Annotated in this window: 11 protein-coding genes and 1 riboswitch; of the genes, 1 reads left to right on the forward strand and 10 read right to left on the reverse strand. The window is 35.7% G+C overall.

Features of this window, described 5'->3' with window-relative positions; all coding sequences use genetic code 11:
• Nucleotides 1-105: 105 nt before the first annotated feature.
• The 10 genes from polA to namA all read right to left on the reverse strand — a co-directional run bounded on the left by polA (nt 106) and on the right by namA (nt 11,418).
• Nucleotides 106-2,970 (reverse strand): DNA polymerase I, encoded by a 2,865-nt coding sequence (polA, locus tag PGH12_RS07605; RefSeq protein WP_267597564.1) that lies wholly within the window; start codon nt 2,968-2,970, stop codon nt 106-108.
• 131 nt (nt 2,971-3,101) lie between these two features.
• Nucleotides 3,102-3,557 carry a tetratricopeptide repeat protein gene (locus tag PGH12_RS07610; protein ID WP_267597565.1) on the reverse strand — a complete coding sequence of 152 codons (456 nt, stop codon included), beginning with the start codon at nt 3,555-3,557 and terminating at the stop codon, nt 3,102-3,104.
• 30 nt (nt 3,558-3,587) lie between these two features.
• Nucleotides 3,588-4,151, reverse strand: coding sequence for a hypothetical protein (locus PGH12_RS07615; protein WP_267597566.1), 564 nt, complete (start codon nt 4,149-4,151; stop codon nt 3,588-3,590).
• A gap of 16 nt (nt 4,152-4,167) precedes the next feature.
• The gene (locus tag PGH12_RS07620) at nt 4,168-5,463 is read right to left on the reverse strand and encodes a PAAR-like protein (protein WP_267597567.1); all 1,296 of its coding nucleotides are present in this window, start codon (nt 5,461-5,463) and stop codon (nt 4,168-4,170) included.
• Between the two features lie 12 nt (nt 5,464-5,475).
• Nucleotides 5,476-6,534: a hypothetical protein gene (locus PGH12_RS07625; RefSeq protein WP_267597568.1), complete on the reverse strand. Its 1,059-nt coding sequence runs from the start codon at nt 6,532-6,534 to the stop codon at nt 5,476-5,478.
• 2 nt (nt 6,535-6,536) lie between these two features.
• Nucleotides 6,537-8,696 (reverse strand): type VI secretion system Vgr family protein, encoded by a 2,160-nt coding sequence (locus PGH12_RS07630; protein ID WP_267597569.1) that lies wholly within the window; start codon nt 8,694-8,696, stop codon nt 6,537-6,539.
• A 202-nt stretch (nt 8,697-8,898) separates the two neighbouring features.
• Entirely contained in the window at nt 8,899-9,303 is a 405-nt protein-coding gene (gene tssD / locus PGH12_RS07635) for a type VI secretion system tube protein TssD (RefSeq protein WP_267597570.1), read from the reverse strand.
• Nucleotides 9,304-9,690: 387 nt separating this feature from the next.
• Complete coding sequence (locus PGH12_RS07640; RefSeq protein WP_267597571.1) at nt 9,691-10,020, reverse strand: CCC motif membrane protein; 330 nt, start codon at nt 10,018-10,020, stop codon at nt 9,691-9,693.
• Between the two features lie 33 nt (nt 10,021-10,053).
• The gene (locus PGH12_RS07645) at nt 10,054-10,335 is read right to left on the reverse strand and encodes a DUF2752 domain-containing protein (RefSeq protein ID WP_267597572.1); all 282 of its coding nucleotides are present in this window, start codon (nt 10,333-10,335) and stop codon (nt 10,054-10,056) included.
• Between the two features lie 30 nt (nt 10,336-10,365).
• Nucleotides 10,366-11,418: an NADPH dehydrogenase NamA gene (namA, locus tag PGH12_RS07650; protein WP_267597573.1), complete on the reverse strand. Its 1,053-nt coding sequence runs from the start codon at nt 11,416-11,418 to the stop codon at nt 10,366-10,368.
• 63 nt (nt 11,419-11,481) lie between these two features.
• Here namA and cdd point away from each other — a divergent pair, with 63 nt between their 5' ends.
• The gene (gene cdd, locus PGH12_RS07655) at nt 11,482-12,003 is read left to right on the forward strand and encodes a cytidine deaminase (protein ID WP_267597704.1); all 522 of its coding nucleotides are present in this window, start codon (nt 11,482-11,484) and stop codon (nt 12,001-12,003) included.
• A gap of 135 nt (nt 12,004-12,138) precedes the next feature.
• Nucleotides 12,139-12,315: riboswitch (cobalamin riboswitch) on the forward strand.
• Nucleotides 12,316-12,334 lie beyond the last annotated feature (19 nt).

The following is a 12,334-nucleotide window of genomic DNA, read 5'->3' on the forward strand; positions in this document are numbered from 1 at the left end:
ATTCTATACAAAGTAAATTCTATATATCTATATTTATTTACTGGAACCCGTATGGTTTATAAATTTAATTTATTTCATTTAAAATTTATTTAACAATATATTTTTCTAATGCGCTTCCAGCCAGTTCTTCCCTACTCCAACCTCAACCAATAAAGGAACTTGCGTTTCGATTGCATTTTCCATTTCGTTTTTAATGATATGTGTAGCCACTTCCACCTCATCAATCGGAGATTCGAAAATTAATTCGTCATGTACCTGAAGAAGCATTTTGGTCTGCAGTTTTTCTTTCTCTAATTCTTTTTGAATTTTAATCATCGCCATTTTCACAACATCAGCCGCACTTCCCTGAATGGGAGCATTTACGGCATTTCTTTCGGCATGCGCACGCACCACAAAATTTCCGGAATTGATGTCTTTTAAATGTCGTTTTCTTCCTAAAATAGTTTCTACATAACCAATTTCACGGGCTCTTTTCACTTGCTCAGCCATGTATTCTTTCAATTTTGGGTACGTTTCATAATAGGCTTCAATCATTTGCTTTGCTTCAGATCTCGATAATCCGGTTTGTTCTGCCAAAGCAAAAGCTCCCTGACCATATAAAATTCCAAAATTCACGGTTTTTGCCTGCCCACGTTGAGTCTTTGAAACTTCTTCCAAAGGAATATTAAATAATTTTGCAGCCGTAGAAGCATGAATATCTTCACCATCCTGAAAAGCCTTAATCATATTGTCTTCACCCGAAATTTCGGCAATCAAACGCAATTCGATCTGAGAATAATCGGCAGAAATAATTTTCTTTCCTTCAGCAGAAACAAACGCTCCACGAATTTGCTGACCTCTCAACGTACGAATCGGAATATTCTGTAAATTCGGATTCACACTCGCCAAACGACCTGTTGCAGCCGTAGTTTGCGAGAAATTGGTATGAACACGTTGATCATCTTTGTCTATCTGCGAAGGTAAAGCGTCAACATAAGTTGATTTCAGTTTTTGATAGGTTCTGTACTCTAATATATGCTGAATTATCTCGTGTTTTGAAGATAATTTTTGTAAAACATCTTCGGAAGTTGCATACTGTCCGGTTTTTGTTTTTTTGGCTTTCGGGTCGAGCTGCATTTTATCAAATAATACATCGCCCAATTGTCTTGGCGAATTCATATTAAATTCTTCACCGGAGATTTCAAATATTTTGGATTCTAATTGTCTTAAATCATTTTCAAGATCGATACTTTCCTGAGCAAGCCACTTTTCGTCCAGAGAAATTCCTTCCAATTCCATTTTAGCCAAAACTTCCATCAATGGCATTTCTATGTTGTAGAAAAGATCCTCGAGGTTTTCTTTTTTCAGCTGAGGCGCAAACAATTCATATAATTGAAAAGTTACATCTGCATCTTCTGCAGCATAATCTGTTTGAGTTCTTAAATCTGCATCTCTGAAGTTCCCTTGATTTTTTCCTTTTTTACCGATAATGGTTTCTATGGAAACAGGTTTGTAATTTAAATAAACCTCTGAAAGATAGTCCATTCCGTGGCGTCCGTCAGGATTTAGAAGATAATGCGCAATCATAGTATCGAACATCGCACCTTTTACTGTGATTTCGTATTGTTTAAGAACTTTATAATCGAATTTTAAGTTGTGAGCTATTTTCAGCAGATCTTCTTTTTCAAAAAATGGCCTGAAAATTTCTAAAGTCTGCAATACTTCCCCCTGATCTTCAGAAAGTGGAACGTAATAGGCCAAACCTTTTTTGTAAGAAAAACTCATCCCGACCAATTCGGCTTCGAGCTCGTTCAGAGAAGTTGTTTCTGTATCAAAACAGACCGCTTTTTGCTTTAAAAGGTTTTGAACCAGTATTTTCTGCGCTTTGGGATTATCAACAAACTGATACAAATGATCATTTTCTATAATCGTTTCTTTGGTAGAAGTTGCCTGATCCAATTCTTCAAAAGTGGCAAAAAGATCAAGCTGGCCAACATTTCTTGCAACTTTCTGCTGCGGAGTTTCGGTGGAAACTTCGGTTTCAGTAATTACTACGCCGTCTTTTTCAACAACTGTCGTTTTTACAGTAAACGTTTCAGCCGGAGCAAAAGCACGATACAAATTTTCGTAAAGTCTTCTGAATTCTATCTCGTCAAAAATTTCTTTTACTTTTTCAAAATCCGGAGTTTCAAGATCATATTGTTCCTGATGAAATTCTACGGGAGCATCACAGATAATTGTTGCTAATTTTTTAGACAATATTCCGCGTTCTGCAGATGCTTCTATTTTTTCTTTAATCTTTCCTTTTAATTGATGTGTGTTTGCCAGAAGATTTTCTATACTCCCATATTCTTTAAGGAATTTCATGGCTGTTTTTTCGCCAACTCCTTCTAAACCGGGAATATTGTCTGATGAGTCACCCATCATTGCAAGAAAATCAATCACTTGTTTTGGATGTTCAATTCCATATCTCGCCTTTACTTCTTCGACTCCTAAAATCGAAATTTCACCACCTCTGAAACCTGGCTTGTAAAGTTTAATTTTGTCAGTAACCAGCTGAGCAAAATCTTTATCTCCACTTACAATAAAACTTGTATAATTTTCTTTTTCTGCTTTACAGGCAATTGTTCCTATGACATCATCAGCTTCATAGCCTTCTACACCCAAACTTGGGACGTGCATCGCTTCCAAAATACGATGAATATATGGAATGGCAAATTTAATTGCTTCAGGTGTTTCACTTCGATTAGCTTTATAATCAGCATAATCATTAGTACGAATACTTGCCTGGCCAACATCAAAAATTACTGCTAAATGAGTCGGTTTTTCTTTTCTAATGAGCTCGATCAAGGAATTCATAAAACCAAAAATAGCTGTTGTCTCCATTCCGGAACTGGTATATCTTTGGTTTTTTGACATTGCGTGATATCCTCTGAAAATCATTGCATAAGCATCGATCAAAAAAAGCCTTTTGTCCTGTGTTGCGTCCATATTTTGAATAATGAACAAATATAAGAAAATAGGAATGTTTCGGGATAGAATTGTATGGCAAAAAAAAGATTAATGCCGCTCGAAAATGGAAATTCAGAACAATTTTAAGAAAAAGATAAATATTTTTACAGTTATTTATTTCTCACCTGCTCCAGCGAATCTAAGATTTTCAGATTGATCTCACTGTCGGGATTTCCCTGTTTTTTTGCTTCAGATAAAAAATATTTTGATTTTTTGAGATCACCCGTCTGCATATAGCAAATACCTAATGAGTTGGTAATCTTATCAAAATAGCCCTCGTTTTTACCGATTCCGTTCTCATATGCGACAATGAGGTTAGAAATTGCATTATTGTAATCTTTTTTTTCCATGTAGGAAAAACCTAGTGGCGCAACAGCGTCTGGATATTTATTTTTATCGACATGATTAAGGTAAAATATAGTTAAATCATACTGCTTATTTTCGTACGAGTCCCAACCATCTTTATAAAATTTCTTATCATTGTCTGTAAAAAAATAATATTTGATGATGATAACAAAAAATAATACTGATCCTATTAATAAGATAATCTGAAATACTCTTTTCATAATAAAAGTTTAGCTTTTGAGAAAAAAATTTTACCAAAATAACATCAACAGCAGGTAAATAATGTCGATGCCGAAAATGACACCAACGTATTTTAAATGTGTGATCCCGCCGTAATAATCTATCAGCCAGCCTGCGCCAAAAACGTACAGCAGGAATACAATTAACAGAGCAAAAAAATATTTCTCTTTTACAAATTGAAAAATATCAAAATAGTAAGAAAAATTCTTTTCTTCATTGTTTAAACTAAAAAAAGATTTCTTTTTATCAGTTGTTTTGCCAACTTTAATTTCTCTGTAAAAATTTAAAGTGCTGCTGTTTTCAAATCTCTCATAATTTTCCAAAACTTTCCAGTTGGTGATCAATCCGCGATAGTTTCTTTCATATCTCGACTTATCCGAATCATTCAGGAAAAAGTAAACTCTTCTTTTGCTGGCATGTTTGTCGATAAATAATTTCTTTTTGAGATTTTCTTTTGAAACCGGGTTTTCCTTTACTAATTCCAGCCTAGAATCTACTTTGATAATTCCTGAAACGATGATTGCAGTAATTATTAACGGAAAAATAAAAATTAATATAAAAACTAAATTTTTCATACGATATTAAGATATTTTAGTCTTTTCCAGCGATTACTGAAATTTTTGCTCTCGCTGCGGCTTCCTCATTTTTCATGGCGTTATTCAGGTCACTAATTTGTGAAGCCAATGCCCAGTTTGAAGCTGCACGCATTAAATCGATTCCGAAATTGATTGCCAAACCGTTGAGTGCACCGCCCAAAGTTGTTTTAACACCTGTTGACGCATTACTTCGTAAAGAATTATTATATTGAGTTCCCTGTACAGCATTCACGTTGGTAGAAGTTGCCGTCGTTGTACTTTGAGTGATTCTCACACTGGTGCTTGAAGCATTCACGCTGCTCTGAGAATTTCCTATACTTGAATTGGGAAGTTGGTTATTGACAGAGATTGTCGTATTGCTGATTGTGGTTCCCGGCGAAGTGACATTGCCGCGGCTATCTGCAACAAAAACCCTGTTTTGTGATATGGTTGATTGATTAACGGTTACACTCTGATACCCCGAAGTTTGTGCATTTGCAACATCTTTTCCGGATCCCAAAGCATCTGTAGCGGCACCGTATAATTTGTCTGTGACTTCACCCATCTCCTGATTTGCCGGCATTTCATTTAAATTAAAAGCTTCACCGGTTACATAATTTTCAAAGCCTGTAAAGTCTTTGGCCTCATCGTAAATACCATTTATTAAATAAGAAGTACCAAAAACCGTGGCCATACCTGTTCCCTGCGCAAGTGCCGATGCAAGACCAAACTCAGCATAAGTAGCAAGAACCGAACTTCCTGCTGCGCCTACAGCAATAACTAATCCTGAAACTAAATACGATACACAGACAATAGCACCCACCGTCAACGCCGTTTCTGCAATTACTTTATCCGTAAATTCATCTGCAGCCTTTTCTGAATAGAGAATCATCACATTACCGCCTAAAGTACACGGTATCATTGAATTTTCAATTAATGGATGTTTTCCTGCGGTCAATACATTGGTATCGTAAGGTTTCCAGTCTTTCAGTAAAATTCCACATATAGAAGGGATCAGTGATACTCCTGCTCCCGCTGCCGCGCCTGCAGCAGCACAAGCTGCAACCGCCAAAGCACCGCCACTCAGTACAGAGCCGGCAACCAAAGCGGCACCGACGATTGCACCAACGATTGCACCGGCGATCACCATTTTCGCACACATAAAATTACCTCCCGGTCTGTCATCTATTGTTGCTTTAAAATGACCTCCAGCAATAGTGACTGTACTTTGACTGGTCACTTTTATCTGTTGCTTTTTCATTCCGTCAGAGCACACCAACCATGCTCCATCTGGCACATATAATTTACTCATTGATTTATAAATTTATGTTAGCGTTATCTTGTGTTCTGTAGAATAGATATAATTGCGACTCGCCTGCTCCTTAACTTTTGAATGACAGAAAAGCATTTTTCCCTTTTCAATATCAAAATGATATTCGATTGTCCAAAGTAATGAATAATCAAAATCTTCTTTCAAAAATTCTTTTAATTTAGAATTATAAATTTCTCTCAAATGTCTATTTTGCTCAGAATTGCCTTCGCACAAAAATTTAATTTTTGCTAAATTTCCTTCTTTTTCAGCTTTTCGTTTTACGGTAATATTTACCTTCTCATTACTAAAAGCCTGAGAATTATATTGCTTTTTTTCTTCTCCTACAAACGTTCCTGTTTTATGATAATCCTGATAAACATCATTGAAAAACAGATTGTACAGAATATTGTTTTTGATGAGTGGCAAAGTATCTCTAAAATCCTTGTCGCCACCTTCTATTATATTTTTTTCTTCGAGGGTGTTCCCTACTTCATTTTGCATCGATTGTTTGAGTATCATCCATTCAGACCAAATTTCATCCTGATTTGCGATTGACTTTATACTTCCTGCGGTATTTAATTCAAAATTAAGATGATCAATTGGTCGGTTAAATTTCTGCATATATTCCGCAAACTGTCGGTATATAGATTTTATATATTTTACCTGATGTGATATTTGTCGCAAATCGCCGTAAAAAAACCCATCTTTTTTCTGTTTAATATATTCCCAGATAATGACCGTTTCAGAATCAATCATACTGTTTCCTGAAACCTGAAGATCATTTCTGGTCATAATCGTATAACTACTGACATCAATATCCGATTGCTTTAAACTGATAAAATCTAAAGATTCTCTTTCTTTTCTAATTTGAGTGAGATTAATAACTGAATCAGGTATATAAATGTGGTTGAGCCAGGTTGGAAACTGATCGTCATCTTTGATCCACTCGTGCGGTAAAGCATTTGAATTATGAAAATCTTTTAGTATTTTTGGTTTTAAACCTAAAGTTTCTGCAATTTTCGCAAGACTACTGGATCGGTCAATCGGGAAAGTATTTAAATCTGATCTCATGCTTAATTTTCGATGATTTTTCCTCCTTTGATCGTGACATCTGATTCTATTTTTATCCCTGCATCTGCCCCTGCCTTACCAATCTCTGTTGTCGTACTTCCAATTATTTTTGTAGTTTGACCTTCTACCGTTATATTGATTCCTTTAATAACAATATTTCCACTTTCATCCATTGTGATCGAACTGCTGCCTGTTTCCAATTTGATCTGGTTCGTACTTTTTAAACTTATGTTCCCGGCGTTATCCATTGTAAGAATGCTTTGATCATGCCCTACATTAATAACCGTTTTCGTCTTCACATTTGTCGTATGATTATTACCGATATCTTCTTTATTATCGTTACTTACAAAGGTCGTAATGTCTCCGGTTCCGCTTAAAGTAACATGATTTCCATTTCGGTCTCTAATTTCAATTCCGGCTCCGTCATTCAGCTGAATAATATTTCCACTCTTACTGCTGAAGCTTTTCACATTATTCCCGGCTCCGCCGCCGCCGCCGATTCCACCGTGGAACATTCCGCCCATCACAAAAGGCCGATCCGGATGTTGATGCACAAAATTAATAATAACCTGATCATCAACTTCAGGAATAGCCATGAAACCACGATTTTTACTCACCTTCTCACTGCTGCCCGCATCAGGAGTCATTACTCTGATAAATTCTGATGTATCCTGACCGGTTTGCCAGTCAAACTGCACCTTTACTCTACCTTGATTGAGAGGATCTGTATTATCTGTAACTTTTCCAAATTGCGGATCAGCTTTTGGTACTTCAAATTCCGGTCGCGGTATGTAACCGCAATCTGCAGCAATAGCCTCAAAATTTCCTGTGTAATATCCTCTGGCGTCTACTTCATGATTAACTTCGGTAATCAATAGTTTGGTAAAGTATGAAGTTTGGTTGGTATCTTGCTGTCTCATTTCTATATCGGCCGCACATCCCGGATATAAAAACGGAACCGTAGTCACCCCGGAAGTCACAAAGACTTGTGAGGCTTTGCTTCCGGCTGTTCCTTTTTGAGATGCATCAACATCCATAAAAGATGATGCTTTAATAGGAGCCACCCTTAAAGATGGTGTTGTAAAAGTTTTTTCTGAAATTTCGTAAGCTCTTTTAGCAATATCTGAAGTATGATTAATTTTTGAACTCCCAGTCGTCAGCTTCTCATTTCTACTGCTGTTGTAACCGTAAAAACTAGGGTTTACATGCTGAGCTTTCATCATTATTTTTACATCATTTACACTGCTGCCGTATGTGAGTTTTACAGGTTTTTCCTGCGGCGGAAGTTTGCCAAAGTGCAAAACCTCACCATCATAGAAAAACTGCTCGCCGTAAGCTTCCGCAATTCTTGCAAGATAGTTATAGTGAGTTTCCTCGTACTGACAGCTGTATGATACATTTCCATGCTGCGCATCTACGCGGAAATCAAATTTGCTGTTTCCCAAACCTTCTTTGATCACCCGGTCAGCAATACTGTTTAAGCTAATCTCCTGCGATCCTCCAAAACTCTGAATATGCGGTGCTGCATCTAATAAAATAGTCGGACTGAATCCGTTTAAAACAATATTTCCGAGACTTCCTTTTTCCTGACTAAAGCCTACTTCTGTGATCACACCTACAAAGTTCCTTTCAGGACCTTCAGTGATGTCTTTATATTTAAAAACAACCGTCAGTCTTTTTCCCAAAAAATTTTGAGCTTCTTCAAGATTATGGTTTTCTGCGGAGCCCAGCGAATCATGAGCGAGAGTAATGCTAAATTTGTGATGTCTTACCGTACTTTGATTGAGGCTAAAATGTTTAAAATGTGTAATCTGCTTCCCTTCAACGAATAAATCGAGTTTCACCACTCTGTTAATTCCCAAAATCTGACTTGCAGAAATTGAGAGTGCATTATGTATTTTGGATGTTGGCTGTTTTGACCAGACTTTGTTTTCAGTCAGCAACGAATTATTAGATTGTAGATTCTGGCTCAAAAATTTATCTGAATGATCCTGAACGGTATCTGAATAGGACTTTGCGCCGGCAATTTTTTGATTTGCTTTCTGAATTCTTTCATCAACCATTTCAGTCGGAATGTTATTCTGAATTTCACTTAAATCTGAACCAAAATTATCTGAATAATCCGGTTCTGAAAATTGGGTCGGCTTGTGATCCTGAAACATAGATGTGTTTTAATTTGTGATTAATAATTTAAAATTTATGGTAGCAGATATTACACCAAATTCCCTTACAAATGAAAAATATTTAAATTTTTATGATATTGACCTCCATATCGGCAATAACTTTAATAAAGAATAGGAGAAAAAAATAGCCTACTTTTTTACAAGTAAGCTATTATTAATTTTAATGTAACTAAATACGTCTTTAAACTCCCGGCCAGATTCCTTTGTATTCAGAATTACCGTAGTTGATTGTTTCTGCACTTACGATAAAGCTGATCAGCATAGAATTTTGATCTACTGCATCAAAATCTACCTCATGCTGAATTACATATCCGTTTTCCCAGTTTAATGTAATGAGCGTACCTTCTTCGTGAGATTTGTTGAAAGTAATTTCACCAGAAGTTGGTTTATATTTACCATTCAGCAAGCTTTCCAAGATTTCAGATTTTTCTGTAGCCTCAATTGTAAGCTTAATGATTGCGTTCGAAGGGTCTGATGCTACTCGTCCTGAAACGTCTGTAGATCTTGATACGCTGTAATTCAGCTTTAATAATTTTTGCCCTTCGCTACCGTTGAATTTTAAGATTCCTCTTGAATTGTCTGCCATGATTTTGTAAATTTTAAACAGTTAATATTTTGTGATTTGATGTTTTATCTATAGCGAAGATAGAGCCAAAGATCGGCTGAGAAAAGTGTTTTCTCTTTTAATTTACATTTTGTAGTAGAACTACGACTTTGTGTAGTAGTTCTACTACACGTACTTTTAAAAAGCAAAAAATCATTTACACAAAGGCGATTCCGTGGATTTCGACATATTAAAAATCACAGATATTTGAAAATTTTAAGATAATTTATTGCTATTTGGGAAAATTTAGGAAAGATACTTTCAAGTAAAAATTTAAACTGAAAAATGGCGAAATAACCCAAATGAAAATTTTATAAAAATAAAAAAAACCGCACTGCTGCGGTTTTCAATATTGTGAGATTAGAAAAATTAATTTTGCAGATCTCTGATTCTTTCCTGCATTAATTCCGGATCTGAAAGCGCATCAAATCCTATAAATGCAATCGCAAATATTAGATATAAAATATACAGTACGCTCAATACGATACCAATAATACTTAATATTCTACCAGTTTTCAAATTATTGTAGTCTGAATACAAAGTTGGGTTTTGCTGATACAGATCATTGTCTTTCTTATAAAGTACAAGACCGATAATCCCGGTGATAAGTCCCGGAATACCGTAACAACAGCATGAGACGATTGAAACAATTCCTAAAACGAGTACCGCAGTGGCATTAGGTAATTTTTGTTGATTCATAATTTCTGATTTTTTAATGTTTAATATTTTGATTTAAAAAAAATGTTTATAAAAATAAGAAAATACCATGATTAGTGAGTTAATTATTGCTAAAAATATTAACACCTGACCGTAACTTCTTTTTCTGTCGATAAAATTGATGATCACAAAACCAAAAAACAGGAGTAAAGTGTAGACCGCCGGAAACATATGAAAAGCTTCTGTAAATTTCCCCTCAAAAACCAATACGATTGCTCTCTGAGTGCCACATCCGAAACATTCTATTCCTAAGAATTTTTTTGTAGGACAGGGCAGCATAAAGTCTTCAATCTTCATATTATATTCTGTATTTTGATTTTGCTAAAATTAAGAAGAAATTTTCGCTCTAAGGTATTGATGCGGAAAAAAATTATCTTCATTCATCTCAAAAGATCCCTGAACTGCAATATACGGATTTCTCAAAATTTCTCTCGCTATAAAAATCAAATCGGCATCACCTTTTTCAAGAATCTCTTCGGCCTGTTCTACTTTAGTAATTAAACCTACAGCTCCTGTTTTTACATCAGCCTGATTTCTGACATCTGAAGAAAAAGGAACCTGATATCCTTCATAAACAGAAATTTTCGCGCCGTGAATATTACCACCGCTGGAAACGTCTATTAAGTCTACAGAATGATTTTTTAATTCCTTTGCCAACTTTACGCTGTCTTCAATATCCCAGCCATTTTCAGCATATTCGGTCCCGGAAATTCTTACAAAAAGGGCTACATTTTCATTCAGTTCTTCATTTACTGCATCTACAATCTCCATCAAAAATCTACTTCTGTTTTCAAAACTTCCACCATACTCGTCGGTTCTGATATTTGAAAGGGGAGACAAAAACTGATGCACAAGATATCCGTGTGCGCCATGAATTTCGATAACATCAAAACCGGCAGCGACCGCTCTTTTTGCAGCGTCCTTAAAATTTTTAATTAAATCTTTGATTTCTTCTACAGACAGTACATGCGGAATTCTTTCACTAGGATGATACGGAATCGGGCTTGGTGCTACAGTTTCCCAACCTTCTTCCAGAGAAATCTGTTTATTTTCCCAGGTCGAACCTTTTCTTCCTGCATGAGCCAACTGAATTCCTATTTTCGAATCTGAATTTTTGTGAACAAATTCCACAATTTTCTGAAGTTTTTCGGCCTGTTCATCATTCCAGATTCCCATACAGTGATTGGTAATTCTGCCACGAGGTTCTACTCCTGTTGCTTCTACGATGATCAAACCCGTTCCGCCCTGAGCGCGACTTCCGTAATGTACATGATGAAAATCATTGGCAAGACCGTTTTCGCAAGAATACATGCACATTGGCGACATTACCCATCGGTTGGCAAGTTCTACATTTCTAAATTTTATCGGAGTGTATAACATTGAATTATTTTTAAAGTTTAAAATTACAAATTTACTACTGTAACAAAGATATTGCCAGCTTCCATAAAAAGGTCTACATTTATCACCCTTTTGACGAAATCAATGAAAAAAGACATAAATATAAACTACGAGCATTTTAAAAGCAGCAGCGAACTGAATGATATTGAGAAAAAACTCTTCGATAAAGCAAAAACAGCACGCGAGAAAGCGTATGCACCCTATTCGAATTTTTTGGTGGGATGTGCCATTCTTTTAGATAACGGGGAGATTTTCACAGGAAATAATCAGGAAAATGCAGCTTTCCCATCCGGATTATGTGCCGAGCGAGCGGCTATATTCTGGATTGGCGCTAACTTTCCGGATCAGAAAATCAACAAAATTTTTATTATCGGCGGGCCTAGAGAATTCTCAGAAAATACGCCTCCAATTCCACCGTGCGGAGCCTGTCGCCAAAGTTTAATGGAATACGAAACGAAACAGAACGAAAATATTGATGTTTATTTTTCAAATTTAAATGAAGAAGTTTTTAAAGTAAATTCTATTAAAGATTTGCTTCCGTTTTATTTTGATTCGACTTTTTTATAATCCAGATTCAACATTTTATTATGAAGATTTAGAAATCTTAGATTGAGATAAAAGTGAAATTACTGAAAAAGGATTCGTATTATTAATAAAACATCAGATCCTTTATTTGGAATTTTATATTTCTTTTTAAAAGCCTATATTTGCAAAAATTTTGGTTTCCAAATTATTGGAATTAATAGGGAATTGGGCGAAAATCCCAAGCTGTCCCCGCAACTGTAAATCGTAAAAAAAATTTCTACAAAAAACCACTGCCAACGCGGGAAGGTGTAGAAAAGCGAAAGTCAGGAGACCTGCCAATATTTAAACAAATTAGTCATTGCTTTCGGAGGAA

It is taken from the genome of Chryseobacterium sp. CY350, from assembly GCF_027945075.1.
Taxonomy (GTDB): domain Bacteria; phylum Bacteroidota; class Bacteroidia; order Flavobacteriales; family Weeksellaceae; genus Chryseobacterium.